Genomic DNA, 18,212 nt, shown 5'->3' with positions numbered 1-18,212 from the left:
GAGATGTGTATAAGAGACAATGCCATGTGCGTGTAACAAATCGACCATTTCCTTGAATTTCTCTTTCGTACCGAACTGTGGATCAATTTCTAAGTAATCGATTGTGTCATATTTATGATTCGATTTCGCCAAGAAGATAGGGCAGAAGTAAATACCAGTGATACCAAGTTCAACGAGATAATCGATGTGATCGATGACCCCTTGGAAATCTCCACCGAAAAGATTCGTCGTCGTCGGTGCTGTACTATTCCATGGGAGTGTACCAGCTGGATCATTCGTCGTATCGCCATTTGCGAAGCGATCTGGGAAGATTTGATACCAAACCGTATCCTGGACCCAATCTGGTGCAGTGAATACGTCGACTGCATTAAGAAAAGGAACGCAGAAATAGTAGCCAGTATCATCGAGCGGTTTTTCGTCGAACCATCCACGTTCCGTGAATACATGACTCGTTGAACCGTCATGGAGACGGAAACCATATCGTAGACGACGGAAGGGAGGTACGACATCGATGAACCAATAATCGTATAACTCATCTGATCCACTTCGCTTCATCGGTGTTTCAAATGTATTCCAGTAGTTTGATTTTGAGGGATCGAAGTTCCAATCGGCAGCATCCGGATTTTCAGTATGCCAATCGTATGGATCGCCCCATATCAAATCGACGCGATCAACGTCATTTTTTTTCGTTTGTAAACGGATGTGGATTGTTCGCTCATCATATTTATAGACGAACGGAGACATCGCACGGTGAAACACAGCTTCTTTGAACATGGCAGTCACTCCTTAACGCAATCGCTTGCATCATATTGATTATGTCTTCGACCTAAGAATAGTAAAGCGCTTTCTTAAAGTCAATTCCAATCCCGTGAAATCAAGGATTCCTGATAAAAGTCGAGAGTATGATGCAATCGTTTGCATCATGTTGTGCAAACAATAAAAATGAAAACGTTTTCTTTTTATGCACTTATTCTATCTAGCATTTGATTCAAATAATGAAATCAAAAATAAAAAGTTTTTGAAATGTAAGAAAATAATTGAATAAAAGGACTTGTCAAAAGGATTTTAGATTGTATAATAAAAATGTAAAGGTGATGCAAACGTTTTCATAAAACGCTTACAACCACTCGGTTGTTATCATGAGAAAATGGTTGTGCCTTTATGCAAACGTTGTGCATTAAAACTTATCATTCATAAGTTAACTTGGGGAGGAAATTTCAATCATGGAAATGAAAAAATTCGTAGCAGGTCTCTCTGTATCTGTCATGGCAATCGGTGCACTTGCAGCATGTGGCGGTGGATCAGACTCTGAATCATCATCTTCAGATTCAGGTAGTAAAAAACCAAGCAAGATCGTCATCTGGGAAGACACTGAAAAAGCTGAAACGACTAAAGCAGCAGCTAAAGCGTTCGAAGAAAAAGAAGGCGTCAAAGTCGAAGTCAAAGAAGTTAAGATGACAGATCAGCAGAAGAAAGTAGCACTTGACGGACCAGCAGGTAAAGGACCGGATATCATGCTTCTTCCACACGACCAAATCGGTACAGTCGTTGACCAAGGCTTGATCGCAGAGCTCAAGGATGGCGAAAAAGCACTTGAGCCATTCATCGATACAGCGAAATCAGCAGTAACGTTTGACGGTAAAGTCTACGGATATCCGAAAGCAGTTGAAACACCAATCCTCCTCTTCAATAAAGATGAATTAAAAGAAGCACCAGCTTCAATGGACGATCTGTACAAGATCTCAACAGAGCAAAAGAAAGACGGCAAATACGGATTCCTCGCGCTTTGGGATAACTTCTACTTCGCACACGGTCCAATTGGTGGCTACGGCGGATATGTCTTCAAAGACAACGGTGGCAAATTGGATCCAGCAGATATCGGCTTGAACAACAAAGGTGCTGTCGAAGGTATGGATTACATCGGCAAGTGGTACAAAGAAGGTCTCTTCCCGAAAGGTCTTATCGGTGGTGGCGGTGGTCAAGCACTTGACCAACTCTTCGGCGATAAAAAAGCTGTTGCTGTCATGAACGGTCCATGGGCAGTTGCGAGCTATAAAGAAAAAGGCATCAACCTCGGAGCTTCAGCTCTTCCGAAACTTCCAAACGGTGAGCCGATTAAAACATTCGTTGGTGTAAAAACATACGCGATTTCAGCATACTCGGAAAATGCAGAGTGGGCTGAGAAGTTCTTGGCATCACTCACTGGTGAAGAGAACGCGAAAGCAATGTTCGAAAAATACAATGAGATCCCACCAGTCACTGCGCTTCAAGAAGATGCAGCAATCAAGGATAACGAAGTCGCAGCAGCAGTCTTCGCACAATCACAAAACGGTGTGCCAATGCCGAACATCGCTGAGATGGGTCAAGTTTGGGAACCAATGGCAGCAGCACTTCAGCTTGTTGCAACAAACAAACAAGACGCACAAAAATCAGCTGATGATGCTGTCAAACAAATCAAGCAACAAATCGAAGCTAACAATCAATAAGCGTAAATGGAACGCGTGAATCCATGAAAAAGAGATAAAGAGAGGGGGATCTTGGATTCCCCCTCATCTTTATGGTTGGAAGAGAAGCCTGAGGTCAGACATGACCTTTGGAAAGGAGAACGGACGATGGCTGCGATTGCAACACCACACCCGACGAATCCAACGCCTGAAAAAAAGACGAACCACCGCACGATTGCGGCGCTGATGTCGATCATTCCAGGAGTAGGACAACTATACAATAAACAATTCCTTAAAGGCGCGACATTTTTTGTCGTCGTACTATCATATTTTCTCGTCAACTTTGAACTGTTCTTCAAAGGAGCCGGAAATGGTCCTGGCGATCGCGGAGCGATCTGGGGCTTGATTACACTCGGTGAGGTACCAGGCGTAAGGGGGGATCACTCGATCTTTCTAATGGTCGAGGGCATCATTGCCTTGATTTTACTTGTCTTTGGTATCGCCATTTACGTCTGGAACTTTATCGATGCGTATCGAATCGGTAAGTTGCGCGACATGAACCTCGAAGTACCTTCCTTGAAGATGCAACTACGGAATTTCCGTGATAATGGATTCCCGTATGCGATGTTGATTCCTTCATTAGTACTTTTAGTGTTCACAGTCGTCTTACCGTTGATTTTTACTTTCTTGATTGCTTTTACAAACTATAAGTTCAACAACTCGCCTCCAGCGAAATTGGTCGACTGGATCGGGATTCAAAACTTCTTGAATATCTTCACGGTTGATATTTTCCGCGACACATTCGTCAGCGTTCTTGGTTGGACGCTTGTCTGGACCGTCGCTTCGACGACAGGTGTCATCGCGATCGGTATCGGACTGGCAGTCTTACTGAACCAAAAGGGACTCAAAGGAAAACGGTTCTTCCGTTCCATCTTGATCCTGTCATGGGCAGTACCAGCCTTCATCACGATCTTGATCTTCCGCTCGATGTTCAATGAGACATTCGGTGTCTTCAATACGACGTTATTACCAGCAATCGGTCTTACTGACGGTGTCGACTGGATGACAGATCCGACGTATACGAAGCTTGCCTTGATCGGGATTCAGTGGTGGTTAGGTTTCCCATACATCATGACACTGACGACGGGAATCTTGCAGTCGATACCAGAAGATCTTTATGAGGCAGCAACAATCGACGGAGCGACAGCAGGAGAGAAGTTCCGCTTGATCACATTGCCGATGATTCTTTTCGCAACAGCACCGATCTTGATCACGCAGTATACGTTCAACTTCAATAACTTCAATATCATCTATCTCTTCAACAACGGTGGACCGGCAGTACCAGGTCAATCGGCTGGTGGAACGGATATCTTGATTTCGTGGATTTACAAATTGTCGCTTGGCGCGAACCCGCAGTATGGATTCGCAGCAGCGATCACGCTTGTGTTGTCGTTCTTCATCATGACGATTGCCGTCATTCAGTTCAAGCGTTCAAAATCATTCAAAGATGAGGATATGATCTAATATGAGAAAACAAAACCGAATCAACATGGCGTTGTCATATCTCATTTTGACGGTCGCCTCCATCATTATCGTCTATCCACTCCTTTGGGTTGTTGGTACTTCACTCAACCCAGGGAAAAGTATTACATCGGATATCTTCCCAAGTAATCCGACTTTGATTCACTACTTCGATTTGTTCGATCCATCAAAAACGGATTATGGCATGTGGTATTTAAACACAATCAAGATTGCCGTCATCACGATGGTCGTCTCCGTCGCTCTAATCACGTTAACAGGATACATTTTTTCACGCTATCGCTTCGTCGGTCGGAAAAATTCACTGATCTTGTTCCTCGTGTTGCAGATGGTACCGCAATTCGTTGCCATTATTGCGATTTATGTCTTGCTTAATATGTTAGAATTGTTTGATACGCATCTGGCGCTTATCCTACTCTACTCGGGTGGAGCGATTCCAATGAATACGTATCTTGCAAAAGGATATTTCGATACGATTCCAAAAGAACTCGATGAGGCGGCGCGGATGGATGGTGCCGGTCACTTACGAATCTTCTGGCAAATCATCTTACCGCTCGCAAAACCGATGGTCGCCGTCATCGCGTTGTTCAACTTCATGGCACCATTCAACGACTTCATTTTAGCATCGCTCGTCCTGCGTTCTCCTGAGAAACAGACACTTGCGGTCGGGTTGTACAACATGGTGTCGGAGCAGTTCGACAATAACTTCACGTTATTTGCGGCAGGTGCCGTATTATCAGCAGTTCCAATCGTTCTTCTCTTCTTCGCATTCCAGCGCTTCTTCGTGTCTGGATTGACAGCAGGTGGAACAAAAGGATAATCATAAGGGGGAAATCAGCGGCATGAGACGAGGCATAATGCTTCTCCTCTTGCCGCTTCTCTTGTCTATCGGGCTTCAACCGATGACGGGTGAAGCAGCAGGTTGGGAAAAAGAACGAATGTATTTCATCATGGTGGATCGGTTCGAGAATGGCGATCCGAGTAATGATAAAGAGGCGGATCCTGAAAATCCAAAAGCGTTCCAAGGTGGCGATTTAGCAGGCGTGACGAAACGTCTCGATTACATCAAGGAAAAGGGATTCACTTCAATTTGGTTAACGCCGATCTTTAAGAACCGTCCGAATGGTTATCATGGATACTGGACGGATGATTATTACGAGATTGATCCGCACTTCGGAACAAAGGAAGAGTTTAAACGTCTCGTCAAAGAAGCGCATAAACGGGATATCAAGGTCGTTCTTGATCTTGTCGTCAATCATTTAGGACCAAATCATCCGATGGTGAAAGAAAAACCGGAGTGGTTCCATAAAAACCAACCAATCATGAACTGGAATAATCCGTCGGAAGTCGAAAATAACTGGCTGTTCGATTTACCGGACTTCAATACGGAAAATCCAGAAGTCGTCGATTATTTAGTGGATGTCGCGAACTACTGGGTCGATGAAACGGGTATAGATGGATACCGGCTCGATACGGTTCGCCATGTGCCAGCGTCATTTTGGGAAACGTTTATCCCAGCAGTCAAAGAAAAGCATCCAGACTTATTCTTGTTGGCTGAAGTATTCGATGGAGATCCGCGAAAAATCGCGTCTTATTCAAAATTAGGTTTTGATTCCGTGACGAACTTCCCGTTTTATTATGGAGTCAAGGATCAGTTTGCCCGCAAAAATGGTTCAGCGGAAGAGCTCGATTCAGTTTATAATCGAGATACTACGTTTAATCCGAATGCCAAGGGACTTGCAACCTTCATTGATAATCATGATGTCAAGCGCTTCATCACGGAAGCAAAGATTGGTGGAGCAGACGAAGAGGAACGGCAGCTTCGGTTGGCGCTGTTCGCACTCTATGCTGCCCCGGGGATGCCGATCGTCTACCAAGGAACAGAGGTGGCGATGCCAGGTGGCGAGGATCCTGGAAACCGGATGATGATGACATTTGATCAAAACAAGAAGATGCAACAGTACGTAAAAACGTTGAACGAGATGCGTCAGGACTACCCAGCGTTTGCAACAGGGAAGCAACGCTTGATCGCAAAAACCGATCATATGGCAGTCTACTCACGGGAGACGAAACAACAACAAGTCGTTTACGCGATCAATCTTGGAGAAAAAAAGACGAGCTTACGCGTGTCTGCGAAAGAAATCGGTGATGACCAGCGTTTAAGAGGACTTTTATTCTCAGACTTGGTGCGTCAAGATGGTGACGCCTATGAGATCACGCTTGATGCAAATAGTGCGAACAGCTATGTCATCGAAAAGTCACAAGTCAACTGGTGGTCGATCATCGCAATTGGTGCGATCGCTCCGATTTTAGCGCTCATACTTCTTCTCGTTCACCGTAAACGCATGCAACGTCAAACAAAATAAAATACTTAACTAGGGGAAATGTGAGGTGAAGGGGATGCAGGTAACAATCAAGGATGTAGCACGGGAAGCGAATGTCGCACCCTCGACGGTATCACGCGTCATTGCGAATAGTTCACGCATCAGTCAAAAGACGAAGGAACGGGTGCGCCAGGCGATGGATGAGCTCGGATATTATCCGAACGTTCATGCTCGCAGTCTAGCGAATCGAACGACACAAGCGATCGGTCTCGTCATGCCAAGTGCTGCAACAAAAACGCTACAAAACCCGTTCTTTTCGGAGGTCATTCGAGGAATCAGTACAAAAGCGCATCAAAATGGATATTCGCTCTATATGACGACAGGTGTCTCGGAAGAAGAAGTATATGAAGGTGTCGTCTCGATGGTTCAGGGCCGTCGTGTCGATGGTGTCGTCGTACTGTATTCCCGTACGGATGACAAAGTCGTTCAATTTCTACAAGACTCGAAGTTTCCGTTCGTTGTCGTCGGAAAACCATTCAGTGATTCATCACATGTCACGTATGTCGATACGGATAATTATCTAGCCGGTCGCGAAGTGACGAAGTACTTGCATCAACTTGGGCATGAGTGTATCGCATTCGTAGGAGGCGCACAGGACCTAGCTGTGACGCAAGAGCGTGTCGGTGGCTACAAGACGGCTCTCATGGAAGAGGGCATTCCGATTCAAGAATCCTACATCGTCAGTGCACCATTCATGACGACAGGAGGAGCTGAGGCAGTCAAGCGACTGATGTCGCTTGAACATCCGCCTACGGCTGTCGTCGTTAGTGACGATATGATGGCACTTGGTGTCATGAGTACACTGAATGAGATGGGGATCGGTGTGCCGGATCAAATGGCCGTCGTCAGTTTCAATAACTTGTTCATCGCAGAATTCTCAAGCCCACCGTTGACTTCTGTTGAAATCAATATTTTTGGACTTGGTTTTGAAGCGACGAATTGTTTGATTGAACAAATCAATGAAGATGCGACCCCTTATGGAAAACGCGTCATCGTTCCGCATTATCTCGTCGTCCGTCAGTCTTGTGGCGGAAAATCTGAAGCATGAAATGATAGTCTATTTTTAAGCCGATTGGTTTGAAAATAGACTTTTTTTGATTCAAATGGCTATCGATTTCTAGTAAAAGGAAGCGGTTGCAGAAAAAGAAATTTATTTTCGTGCAAACGATTGCATTGATGCTTTTTATGTGTACAATAAAGAATGTATAGTATAGATGAAACGCTTACATGATCAGGGTGACCGACATGCGTAGCATAAAAAGGAGCGACTTGACGATGAAACGACTTTTTGAGGTCAATGAGTGGAAAATTACAGAGCTTGGTTTTCATCCAGAAGATAATCGATTGGCAGAATCGATGACATCGATCGGAAACGGTCATATGGGAATGCGCGGGACGTTTGAAGAAGAATACACAGGGGACACGCATCAAGGCATGTATGTCGCAGGTGTTTACTATCCGGATAAGACACGTGTCGGCTGGTGGAAAAACGGTTATCCGGAGTACTTCGCGAAAGTACTCAATGCTGTCAATATCATGGGATTGAAAGTATCCGTCAACGGAAAAGCTGTTGACTTGAACACGTGGGAAGTCATCGACTTCAAACGCGAACTTGATATGCAACACGGTGTGTTGACACGGACGATGCTATTGAAGAATGGGGTAGAGGAAACGAAAGTCGAATCCAAGCGTTTCTTCTCGATCGTCGATAAAGAAATCGCTGCTTTGCAATATACGGTGACGCCTGTCAATTTTGAAGCAGAAATCGTCATTGAATCGTATCTTGATGCGGATGTTGAAAATGAAGACTCGAACTATGACGAGAAGTTCTGGCTTCCTGTCGAACACGGAATTGAAGAACGGTTTGGTTATGTCACATCAAAAACGAAAAAGCTCGATTGGCATGTGACGGCAGCGATGATCACGGACGTCGAAGGCGCACGGTGTGAGGTCGTCGATGGCAATACGCAGTACGTCGCGAATCGTTTCACGAAACAAGCCGCAGTAGGTGAGGGTGTCACAGTCGAAAAATTCGTCGCACTCGTAACGAATCGCGATCATGAAATCGATGCGTTACTGGAGCAAGCAATGAAACGGGTTCACGTCGCATTCGAATCAGGCTTTGAACCATTGCTTGCGACACATGAAGCAGCTTGGTTGCACCACTGGGAAGAAGCGGACGTGAAAATTGAAGGAGATGTCGAGGCACAGCAAGGGATTCGTTTCAACATCTTCCATATGTTCCAGACCTACACAGGTGAAGATTCACGCCTCAACATCGGACCAAAAGGATTCACGGGCGAGAAGTATGGTGGTGCGACGTATTGGGATACAGAAGCGTACTGCTTGAACTTCTACCTTGCGACGTCGAAACCGGAAGTGGCTTGGAATTTACTCAAGTATCGCCACAATCAATTACCGCAAGCAAAAGAAAATGCGGATAAGAATGTCGGCATGAAGGGTGCACTTTATCCGATGGTGACGATGAACGGAGAAGAGTGTCACAACGAGTGGGAAATCACACATGAAGAAATTCACCGGAACGGTGCAATCGCGCATGCGATTTATAATTACACGAATTACACGGGAGACACATCGTACCTCGGACAATACGGATTTGAAGTATTAGTCGAGATTTCTCGCTACTGGGCAAGCCGTGTCAATTACGTCGCGCATAAGGACGTCTACATGATTCTTGGCGTGACGGGACCAAACGAATACGAGAACAACGTCAACAACAACTGGTATACGAACCTGATTGCGGCATGGTGTCTCGAATATACGCAGACCGTCCACCGTCATTTGGCACAAGAAGAGCCAGAACGTCTGCAAGAACTTATGCATCAATTAGCGTTGACGGATGAGGAGCTGGCGAAGTGGGCAGATATCGACGCGAAGATGTATTATCCAAAAGATGAGGCAGCCCCTGGAATCTTCATGCAACAGGATGGCTTCATGGATAAGGAACAAATCTTGGTCGCTGACCTCGATCCAAAACATCTTCCGCTAAACCAGAATTGGTCATGGGACCGGATCCTTCGCTCTGTCTTCATTAAACAGGCAGATGTCTTACAAGGTCTTTACTTCTTGACGGATCGCTTCAGTGTAGAAGAGAAAAAAGCGAACTTCGATTTCTATGAACCACGTACGGTTCACGAATCGTCACTATCACCATGTATCTACTCAATCATTGCGGCGGAAGTCGGCTATGAGGAAAAAGCGGTCGAACTGTACCAACGTTCAGCACGACTTGATCTTGACAACTACAACAATGATACGGAAGACGGATTACACATCACGTCGATGGTTGGATCATGGATGTCGATCGTCCACGGATTCGCTGGATTACGGGTGGCGAACGATACGTTATCCTTTAAGCCGATGTTGCCAAAAGGCTGGACGAGCTATACGTTCCGGATGCAATGGCGCGGTCATCATATCCATGTCCATGTACAGCCGAATGCCGTCGAAATCGCTCAAACAGAAGGCGAAGCATTCAGCTTAAACGTTCATGGAACAACTGTAGAAGTTCCGTCAGGAGGACAGATTACAGTTCCTGCTTCGATGACAGTATAAGAGATAAAAAAGAACCGATTTTTGAGTCGGTTCTTTTTTCTGTGTAACAAGAAGCAGGACACCTTTGTCACAAATGAAAGCGCCATCATGAAAAAGAACATCAATCTTTGGAAATCTTGACTATCCGACGACATTTGAATGTGCTAAAGTGTTTCAAGATAGTTATGAACGAGAGGAGAACGGCGTGTGACAGCAGTAGTAAAGGAAAGTATGTTAAAAGTGATCGTGGCTTCGATTGGAGGATTCGTCATTGCCGTTGCCATGAACTGGTTTTTGATTCCAAGTGGGGTCTATTCGACTGGATTTACAGGACTTGCCCAAATCTTGACGCAAGTCCTTCAAAATACAGCATTTGCGTTTGGTGAAAACGTCTGGTTCTTGGCGTTGAACATCCCTTTGATCGTGCTCGCATGGATCATGTTAGGTCGGAGTTTTACAATCATTACGTTGGTTTCGGTATTGGCAACGACGATTTTCATTGGTCTTATTCCTCAATATGCTGTCATACCAGGTGATCAAACACTGAATGCAGTGTTTGGAGGGGTCTTGCTTGCGATCGGTACCGGTATAACGATTAAGTTCGGTGCTTCGACAGGTGGTTTCGATATCGTTGCCCTCATCTTTGCTCGTTTCTCCGATCGTAGTGTCGGCTTGTATCTGTTCGTCTTGAATTTCTTAATCGCATTATTAGCAGGCGCATTGTTCGGTTGGTCGACTGCTTTATACACGATCGTCTTCATCTACGTGACGTCTAAGGTCGTCGATGAGATTCATACGAGCAATCAGCGCCTGACGATCTTCATCGTCACGAATCATGCGGATGACATCACGACGGCTTTGCATCAGCATATCATCCGAGGAATCACGCAAATTCCTTCGATTGGAACGTATTCGCGAGCTGAAAAAGCGACGTTGATGATGGTCATCGAGCGTCACGAATTGCGGGACATTGAACGAATTTGCCGGGAAGCGGACGAGACAGTATTCATCAACGTCGTCGCAACGGACTCGGTCGTCGGATACTTCCGAAAAGGATAATGAAAAAGGCACTTGCTCTGCGATATGCAGCAAGTGCCTTTTATCTGTTATCATGCGAGTCCAAGAACGTGTCTCAAGTAATACGCGATCCCGTCATCCTCATTTCGCTTCGTCGTGCCGTTTGCCAGATGCTTTAGCGCGGGGATGGCATTACCCATCGCGACACCATGTCCAGCATACTCGATCATCTCTAAATCGTTTTCCTCATCACCGAACGCAACGATCTGTCGCGAATCAATTCCAAGGTGGTGTGCGATATGAGCAAGACCGACCGCTTTGCTTGTACCTTTTCGCATCACTTCGACCATGAATTCAGGCTTCACCCATTGACGATTGAGTACCGTCTCAGCATGGATACCAGATAGTTCGGAGCGGATCTCGTCGACATGTTCTCCTTTGGCATGAATCAAGAGAGACGTTGGTTCATGCATAAGCACCTTTCGTAAATCTCCGGTCGTGACAGATAAGGCATGGTCGGTATAAAATTCGTAAATGCCGACTGGGTCATATTGAAAATAGACATGATCCGTGACTTCGCAGACAATATTTTGTGTTTTCGTCTCAGCGACGGATTCTAAAATATGTTGAACAGTTTTTAATGGAATCGGATGATGCTGGACTTCAAAGTGATTATCTTGCGGGTGATGAACGAGACCACCGTTAAAATTAACGATCGGTGTCGTCAAACCGAGCTGTTCGTAATATTTCCTGGCGTGACGAAATGGTCGTCCAGTTGCGATGACGACTTCGTGACCGTTCGCACGCGCACGCTGGAGCGCAGCGATATTCGCAGCGCTGATTGTCTTATCATCTTTTAAAAGGGTGCCGTCGAGATCGACAGCAATTAAGTGACGGGTCATAATGAAATCCTCCGCTTTCTTTTCGTTAATTCTACTGTAGCATATGAAGCGATTGTCCTTCGTATGAAACGATTAAGTTTTTCAAGGAAAAGAAAGCGCTTGAAAAAATTAGAGAAAAGCTGTTGCTTGGATTAAAAAATGGTATACTACAAATCGTAGGATAACTCTATAGTACGTTATGGAAACGGAGGGGAAATCATGCGTTTTCTCGTTACATTCTTTTGGTCATTCTTACTCGTGAACACGGCTGTGTTCATCGTATCGGCAGTTGATGCAGTAACGTATAGCTTCGGATTCGCGACAGCTATGTCTGTCGTCACTTCACTTGTCGTCTTCGCACTCGATGCCGTCAATGAAGATTTAGGTCTTGGTCAAGGGACTAAGGCAGAATAAGGAAAAGCGAGATGTCGTCATATGGGCGATAGGCTCGCTTTTTGTCTTAAGGAGGAATGATTGATGATCGTCATCGAACAGGTTCTGTGGCAAGAGATGCCGCAAAATGTCTACATCGCAGGAAACCAGATCATCGGAATCGGTTCCTACACCATAGATGAAGCACTGATTACGCACCGGATTGATGGTCGCAACAAACGGCTAGTCCCCGGATTCATCGACGGACACTTACATCCGATCGGTGGAGGAGGAGAAGGCGGATTTGCCACGCGAACGGCACCGTTGACTGTTCGCGACATATTCGAAGGTGGTGTCACGACGGTTGTCGGATTGCTCGGAACGGACGGCTGGACGCGAACTGGAATCGATCTACTGGCACATATACGGGGATATGCTGCATCTGGTATCCGTCCCTTTCTATTAAGCGGAAGTTATATGGTTCCGCCGGTCTTCCTGACGCAATCGACAGGACATGATATCGTCCTCATCAATGAAGTGATTGGCATCGGAGAGATTGCCATCAACGATCACCGATCGACACAACCGACGGCTCATGAACTCGCGCGATTAGCGTCAGAAGCCCGAATTGCCGGCATGGTCAAAGGAGTGTCGGGAACGATGAACGTCCATATCGGAGACGGGAAACAAGGGCTCGATCTGTTACATGAGGTGATTGATACGACGGACCTCCCCATCGGACAATTCCTTCCGACGCATATCAACCGAAGTGAACGAATCTTTGAAGCGGGACTTGCCTGGGCGAAACGAGGAGGACGGATCGATTTCACGACGTGTACGACGGAAACTTTCATTGCGGAAGGCGAGATTCCAGCAGGACAGGCTGTCGCCCGTGCTTTAGCAGCGGGAATTCCACTCGAGCAGATCACGATGTCGAGCGATGCTGGCGCAAGTCTTCCGGCGTTTGATGAGGCAGGTCGATTAGTGCGAATTGATACAGGAAAACCCTCTTCCTTGATGCAAGCCGTACGCGATGCAGTGGAGCAGGGTGTTGCTTTTGATCAGGCAATCGCGACGATTACGCGGCATGTCGCGGATGCATATGGTATACCGGGCGGGCGAATCGCGGTTGGAGAACGAGCGGATCTGTTACTGATTGATGACGCTTTGCAAATCGATACGATTCTTGCGAATGGTCATGCTATAATGATTCAGAAAAAATGGCTAATACCAGAATGACGGAGGGATAGACGTGTCAAAGAAGTCGAAACGAAAAAACACGAAAAAACCGCAATCCAAGGCGAATTGGATTACAGCGGGAGTCATCGCCTTGATCGTATTGGTTGGGGGGTTACTGCTCGTCTTCACGGATCGAGAAGATTCTGCATCGAAGAATGGCAATCTAACGGCTACACAAGTCGCAGATAAAGTGAAATCCGGTGATGAATTCTATACGTATTTCTATCAAACGGGATGCGTCCACTGTGAAAAAGTAAAACCATATCTCGTTCCGCTTGGTGAAAAACAAGACATTCCATTCGAACAGATCGATCTTGCTGTCGAACAGTCGGCTTGGGACACGTTTGGCATCGAGGGTACACCGACGGTCGTTCACTTTAAAGACGGTAAGGAAGTCGGACGCGTAGCAGGTGAACAAACAGAAGACAGCTATAAAGAGTTCTTCGCTGGAAAAGACGTAAAGGACTCAAAAGAAGAATCATCTGGTGATCTCAATGATTAAAAAATGGTTTTACTCTCGCGTGTTCGAATTAAATGGACACCCGCTTGTTGCTAAACAACTGAAACGGTTTGCGATGAGCCGTATCAGTCGTCCGTTCATCCGTCCGTTCGTTCAGGCATACGATTTAAATATGACAGAAGCGACTCAGAATTTAGAAGCGTATTCGAGTTTACATGACGTTTTCATTCGTCATGTCAAACCGGAAATGCGACCGATCGATCAAGCAGAAGGTGCATTCGTCAGTCCGTGTGACGGTGTATTGTCTGTCGTTGACGATTTGACGGCTGATAGCCGCTTTACTGTCAAAGGACAATCGTATACGGTATCCGAGTTACTCGGTTCCCATCATGAAGCACAGCAATATGTTGGTGGACGTGTGATGATCTTTTACTTAAGTCCGCAAAACTATCACCGGGTTCATGTGCCGATGGATGGAACAGTCCGGACGAGCTATACGCTCGGTCGCGATTCGGCACCGGTGAATGAGATTGGTCTTACACATGCGCTTCGCCCGTTGACACGTAATTACCGTCGCGTGACGCGCATCGTCCAAGGGAAACATGCACTTGAACATGTCATGGTCGGTGCACTGAACGTTAACTCGATCGTTCGGACGAACGAGTCGAAGGACCTTCGTCGCGGGGATGAGTTTGGATACTTCTCATTCGGTTCGACGGTCGTCCTGATTTGTCCGAAAGATGCATTGACGTTAGACAGCCAAGCGATTGGACCGGTTTTAATGGGGCAACGCCTCGGACAATGGCATTCATGACAGCGAGGCGCCCGTTATGGGCGTCTCCTTACATTTAGGAGGAATGAATCATGCCGGCACTGGCATTAGCAGAAATCGGAAGTACGCAGGTCCAAACGTATATCGCACTCATTATTTTTTTAGTGACCTATGGCTTCATCATCAGTGAAAAAATTAGTCGAGCAATCGTTGCCTTACTTGGAGCGCTCGCGATGGTCATCATCGGCATTGTGGATCTCGAGACTGCATTGTTTGAATATATCGAGTGGGGAACAATCGTCTTATTGATTGGGATGATGATTCTCGTCACGATTGCCAATCAATCTGGCTTGTTCGAATACATCGCGATCCGCGCTGCGAAGACGACAAAAGGTGATCCGATCAAGGTATTGGTTTTACTGTCCGCATTGACAGCACTCGGATCTGCATTCCTTGATAACGTCACGACGGTTCTATTGATCGTTCCAATCACGTTTTCGATTACGAAGATACTGAAGATCGCGCCGTTTCCATTCTTGCTCGCAGAAGTCCTATTTGCGAATATCGGTGGAACAGCAACGTTGATCGGGGATCCACCGAACATCATGATTGGTGCTGCGAATCCACACTTGACGTTCAATGCCTTTTTAGTGAATCTCGCACCAATCATCCTCGTCATCACGGTCGTAACGATCGGCATTCTTTACTTCGTCTTCCGGAAGCAACTACATGTTGAAGCGGAAGATCGGCAGAAACTGATGGAAATCGATGAGAAGAGTTATATCGTCAGTCGAAAATTGGTCGCACGAAGCAGTATCGTCCTCGTCAGTACGATTGCGCTGTTCGTACTGCATCCGGTGCTTGATCGCATCGGACTCCATCTCGAAGCACCGGCGATCGCGATTCTTGGAGCGACAATCCTGATGTTGCTGACGATTGAAAACGATCATCAGCTAGAAGGAATCTTTGCTCGTGTTGAATGGACGACGATCTTCTTCTTCGCTGGACTATTCGTGCTCGTCGGCGGGATTCAAGAAGCAGGTATCATTCGCTACCTTGCTGAAAAGACGATTGATCTGACAGGCGGTGACATTCAGACGACAGCGACTGCTGTTCTTTGGTTGTCTGGTATCGCCAGTGCGACGATCGATAATATCCCGTTCGTTGCGACGATGATTCCACTCATCAATGATGTAGCTGCTGGAATTGGATTATCACCAGCAGATGCGAAAGTGGACGTATTATGGTGGTCCCTCGCACTCGGTGCCTGTCTCGGTGGTAACGGAACATTGATCGGTGCATCGGCGAACGTCATTGTCGCGGGTCTCGCGACACGACAAGGTGAAAAATTCACCTATATGCGCTTTTTGATTTACGGAGCACCGATCACGATTGTGACGTTGATTCTATCCCAACTCTATTTGTGGATTCGGTATTACTAAGAAAACGGAAGGTCCGCCTTCCGTTTTCTTTTGTGCGTCGCTCTTACTACCTGATTGTGCTATAATCGAACGATAAGAGCATAACTGTTTCTTAAACTTAACTATAGAGCTAGACCATTATCTGGAGGTTTTATTCTTGTTCAAACGACTTTATCCGAAACATTTCGTGGCTTCGATCTACGATATCGACCTTGAAATGCTCAAACGAAACGGTGTCAAAGCGATTTTGACCGATCTTGATAATACGCTCGTCGCATGGAATATCGCAGATGCTCCAGACGAATTGGTTGCTTGGCTGGATATGGTGAATAATCAATATGGTTTCGACGTCATCATCGTATCGAACAATAACGGAGACCGCGTCAAGAAGTTTGCGGATCCACTCGGATTGCATTATATTGCGCCTGCTCGAAAACCGCTTCCTATCGGGTTTAAACGGGCATTGACGGAATTCGGTTATCACGCGAAGGAAGTTGTCTTCTTAGGAGACCAACTCTTCACGGATGTACTCGGTGCAAACTCCGTTGGAATCGAAGTCATCCACGTTCAACCTGTCGTTAAGACGGACGGTGTCGTCACGAAATTCAATCGCCTGATGGAACGTGTCATTTTCCGCCGGATGAAACGCAAAGGAATCTATAAATTGACACAACGCGTCAAGGAAGATCCTTCTGCACTGGAGCATCCGATCGAAACACTTCGTCAGGATAAGCAACAATAACCCTGTCAGATCGGTAGATGAAAGGGAAGGCAGCAGTCGCAACATGTACGGCGAGAGGTCGGAAGTTACGCTCTTGGAGTAGCGAGCAGGGCGCTACGGTGAAAAGAGAAGGGATATCGTTCCCGCATGCGGCTCAACATAATATGATCGAAGAAATCCACTGCGCTGGCTGTGGTGTCGCCATTCAAACGGAAGACACGAAAGCACCAGGATACGCACCTAAATCTGCACTTGATCGTGAAATGGTCATTTGCCAACGTTGCTTTAAATTAAAGCACTACAATCAAATTCAAGATGTATCGTTATCGGACGATGATTTCGTTAAAATTTTAGACGGAATCGGTCAAAAAGATGCACTTGTCGTTAAAATCGTTGATATCTTCGATTTTAATGGAAGTTGGTTACCGGGCTTACATCGGTTCGTCGGTAAAAACGATGTCTTACTCGTCGGGAACAAAGCCGATTTATTACCGAAGTCACTCAACCCGAACCGCCTCATGAACTGGATGCGTCAAGCATCGAAAGAACTTGGATTACGTCCAGTCGACGTTCATCTGATCAGTGCGAAAAAAGGGCACGGAGTCGATGAACTCGCTGAAAAAATCGATTATTATCGAAAAGGTCGCGACGTCTATGTCGTTGGTTGTACGAACGTCGGGAAATCGACACTGATCAACCAAGTCATCAAACGCTTCGGTGAAGAAGATGAAGCCGTCATCACGGTCAGTCACTTCCCAGGAACGACACTAGACTTGATCGACATTCCACTCGACGATAACTGTAACCTGTATGATACACCGGGGATCATCAATCATCACCAGATGGCTCACTATGTTGATGCAAAGGACTTGAAGCTGATCACACCGAAAAAAGAGATCAAGCCACAAGTCTTCCAAATCCATCCGCAACAGACACTCTTCTTCGGAGGTCTTGCACGATTGGACTATATGGAAGGGAACAAGCGTTCATTCGTCATCTACATGTCGAACGAATTGAAAGTTCACCGGACGAAGCTTGAAAAAGCAGACGATTTATACGCGAACCACAACGGTGAGCTGTTGTCTCCGCCAAACGAAAAGACGCGGGAGATGCTACCGCCGCTTGTCCGTCATGAATTCAGCCTCCGCGACAACATGAAGACAGATATCGTCTTCAGTGGACTCGGGTGGGTTGCGGTTCACGGAAAAGGTGGACGTGTCGCTGCTTACGCCCCGAAAGGTGTCGCTGTATCCTTACGTGAGGCGCTCGTCTGATGCGCTTTGCCGTCATCGGTCATCCGATTGCCCATTCACTTTCACCTGAGCTGCATACAGCTTGGCTGGAAGCGGCTGGGCTTTTCGGCTGTTATGACCCTGTCTCTTATACACATCTCCGAGCCCACGAGAC

16 protein-coding genes and 1 pseudogene are annotated in these 18,212 nt (G+C 46.3%); 15 read left to right on the top strand and 2 right to left on the bottom strand.

Going from position 1 to position 18,212, the window contains the following annotated elements:
* A partial coding sequence (locus F8N00_RS07600) for an alpha amylase N-terminal ig-like domain-containing protein (protein ID WP_421017988.1) occupies positions 1-774 on the bottom strand: 774 nt, incomplete at its 3' end.
* Between the two features lie 455 nt (positions 775-1,229).
* Between F8N00_RS07600 and F8N00_RS07595 the strand changes: the two genes are divergently transcribed.
* The 7 genes from F8N00_RS07595 (at position 1,230) to F8N00_RS07565 (ending at position 10,981) form a co-directional block, all read left to right on the top strand.
* On the top strand, positions 1,230-2,486 hold the full coding sequence (locus tag F8N00_RS07595) for an extracellular solute-binding protein (RefSeq protein WP_174316741.1): 1,257 nt from the start codon (positions 1,230-1,232) through the stop codon (positions 2,484-2,486).
* A 126-nt stretch (positions 2,487-2,612) separates the two neighbouring features.
* On the top strand, positions 2,613-3,968 hold the full coding sequence (locus F8N00_RS07590; RefSeq protein WP_023467408.1) for a carbohydrate ABC transporter permease: 1,356 nt from the start codon (positions 2,613-2,615) through the stop codon (positions 3,966-3,968).
* Position 3,969: 1 nt separating this feature from the next.
* A complete protein-coding gene (locus F8N00_RS07585) occupies positions 3,970-4,803 on the top strand; it encodes a sugar ABC transporter permease (RefSeq protein WP_023467409.1) in 834 nt (277 codons plus the stop codon).
* A gap of 22 nt (positions 4,804-4,825) precedes the next feature.
* Positions 4,826-6,349 (top strand): alpha-amylase family glycosyl hydrolase, encoded by a 1,524-nt coding sequence (locus F8N00_RS07580; RefSeq protein ID WP_035398431.1) that lies wholly within the window; start codon positions 4,826-4,828, stop codon positions 6,347-6,349.
* Positions 6,350-6,383: 34 nt separating this feature from the next.
* Positions 6,384-7,415: a LacI family DNA-binding transcriptional regulator gene (locus F8N00_RS07575; protein WP_035398727.1), complete on the top strand. Its 1,032-nt coding sequence runs from the start codon at positions 6,384-6,386 to the stop codon at positions 7,413-7,415.
* Between the two features lie 227 nt (positions 7,416-7,642).
* The gene (locus F8N00_RS07570; RefSeq protein WP_421017987.1) at positions 7,643-9,943 is read left to right on the top strand and encodes a glycoside hydrolase family 65 protein; all 2,301 of its coding nucleotides are present in this window, start codon (positions 7,643-7,645) and stop codon (positions 9,941-9,943) included.
* 186 nt (positions 9,944-10,129) lie between these two features.
* Positions 10,130-10,981, top strand: a complete 852-nt coding sequence (locus tag F8N00_RS07565; protein ID WP_023467413.1) for a YitT family protein — start codon at positions 10,130-10,132, stop codon at positions 10,979-10,981.
* A gap of 50 nt (positions 10,982-11,031) precedes the next feature.
* Here F8N00_RS07565 and F8N00_RS07560 read toward each other — a convergent pair whose 3' ends face one another.
* A complete protein-coding gene (locus tag F8N00_RS07560) occupies positions 11,032-11,841 on the bottom strand; it encodes a Cof-type HAD-IIB family hydrolase (RefSeq protein WP_035398424.1) in 810 nt (269 codons plus the stop codon).
* Between the two features lie 198 nt (positions 11,842-12,039).
* Here F8N00_RS07560 and F8N00_RS07555 point away from each other — a divergent pair, with 198 nt between their 5' ends.
* The 8 genes and pseudogenes from F8N00_RS07555 to F8N00_RS07520 form a co-directional block, all read left to right on the top strand.
* Entirely contained in the window at positions 12,040-12,234 is a 195-nt protein-coding gene (locus F8N00_RS07555) for a YjzD family protein (RefSeq protein ID WP_023467415.1), read from the top strand.
* Between the two features lie 63 nt (positions 12,235-12,297).
* Positions 12,298-13,431, top strand: a complete 1,134-nt coding sequence (gene iadA, locus F8N00_RS07550) for a beta-aspartyl-peptidase (RefSeq protein ID WP_023467416.1) — start codon at positions 12,298-12,300, stop codon at positions 13,429-13,431.
* A gap of 13 nt (positions 13,432-13,444) precedes the next feature.
* Positions 13,445-13,933 carry a thioredoxin family protein gene (locus F8N00_RS07545; protein WP_023467417.1) on the top strand — a complete coding sequence of 163 codons (489 nt, stop codon included), beginning with the start codon at positions 13,445-13,447 and terminating at the stop codon, positions 13,931-13,933.
* A complete protein-coding gene (locus F8N00_RS07540) occupies positions 13,926-14,705 on the top strand; it encodes a phosphatidylserine decarboxylase (protein WP_051353617.1) in 780 nt (259 codons plus the stop codon). The genes F8N00_RS07545 and F8N00_RS07540 overlap by 8 nt, the downstream gene beginning before the upstream one ends.
* Before the next feature lie 50 nt (positions 14,706-14,755).
* The gene (locus tag F8N00_RS07535; RefSeq protein WP_023467419.1) at positions 14,756-16,105 is read left to right on the top strand and encodes an ArsB/NhaD family transporter; all 1,350 of its coding nucleotides are present in this window, start codon (positions 14,756-14,758) and stop codon (positions 16,103-16,105) included.
* A gap of 136 nt (positions 16,106-16,241) precedes the next feature.
* Positions 16,242-16,826: a YqeG family HAD IIIA-type phosphatase gene (locus F8N00_RS07530; RefSeq protein ID WP_023467420.1), complete on the top strand. Its 585-nt coding sequence runs from the start codon at positions 16,242-16,244 to the stop codon at positions 16,824-16,826.
* A gap of 143 nt (positions 16,827-16,969) precedes the next feature.
* Positions 16,970-18,079, top strand: coding sequence for a ribosome biogenesis GTPase YqeH (yqeH, locus tag F8N00_RS07525; protein WP_023467421.1), 1,110 nt, complete (start codon positions 16,970-16,972; stop codon positions 18,077-18,079).
* A pseudogene (locus F8N00_RS07520) lies at positions 18,079-18,212 on the top strand (shikimate dehydrogenase); the annotation flags it as partial. The gene yqeH and the pseudogene F8N00_RS07520, both read left to right, overlap by 1 nt.

Origin of the sequence: Exiguobacterium sp. A1_3_1, assembly GCF_048985645.1 — a bacterium.
GTDB lineage: Bacteria > Bacillota > Bacilli > Exiguobacteriales > Exiguobacteriaceae > Exiguobacterium_A > Exiguobacterium_A indicum.
The sequence above is the reverse complement of the archived record's forward strand: the minus strand, read 5'-3'. Positions and strand labels throughout refer to the sequence as shown.

What these genes read in the sequence shown, in the direction of transcription:
- F8N00_RS07580 (WP_035398431.1), top strand. Translation starts at nt 4,826, where the DNA reads ATGAGACGAGGCATAATGCTTCTCCTCTTGCCGCTTCTCTTGTCTATC.
- F8N00_RS07570 (WP_421017987.1), top strand. Translation starts at nt 7,643, where the DNA reads ATGAAACGACTTTTTGAGGTCAATGAGTGGAAAATTACAGAGCTTGGT.
- F8N00_RS07595 (WP_174316741.1), top strand. Translation starts at nt 1,230, where the DNA reads ATGAAAAAATTCGTAGCAGGTCTCTCTGTATCTGTCATGGCAATCGGT.
- F8N00_RS07540 (WP_051353617.1), top strand. Translation starts at nt 13,926, where the DNA reads ATGATTAAAAAATGGTTTTACTCTCGCGTGTTCGAATTAAATGGACAC.
- F8N00_RS07555 (WP_023467415.1), top strand. Translation starts at nt 12,040, where the DNA reads ATGCGTTTTCTCGTTACATTCTTTTGGTCATTCTTACTCGTGAACACG.
- iadA (WP_023467416.1), top strand. Translation starts at nt 12,298, where the DNA reads ATGATCGTCATCGAACAGGTTCTGTGGCAAGAGATGCCGCAAAATGTC.
- F8N00_RS07560 (WP_035398424.1), bottom strand. Translation starts at nt 11,841, where the DNA reads ATGACCCGTCACTTAATTGCTGTCGATCTCGACGGCACCCTTTTAAAA.
- F8N00_RS07590 (WP_023467408.1), top strand. Translation starts at nt 2,613, where the DNA reads ATGGCTGCGATTGCAACACCACACCCGACGAATCCAACGCCTGAAAAA.
- F8N00_RS07535 (WP_023467419.1), top strand. Translation starts at nt 14,756, where the DNA reads ATGCCGGCACTGGCATTAGCAGAAATCGGAAGTACGCAGGTCCAAACG.
- yqeH (WP_023467421.1), top strand. Translation starts at nt 16,970, where the DNA reads ATGATCGAAGAAATCCACTGCGCTGGCTGTGGTGTCGCCATTCAAACG.
- F8N00_RS07575 (WP_035398727.1), top strand. Translation starts at nt 6,384, where the DNA reads ATGCAGGTAACAATCAAGGATGTAGCACGGGAAGCGAATGTCGCACCC.
- F8N00_RS07585 (WP_023467409.1), top strand. Translation starts at nt 3,970, where the DNA reads ATGAGAAAACAAAACCGAATCAACATGGCGTTGTCATATCTCATTTTG.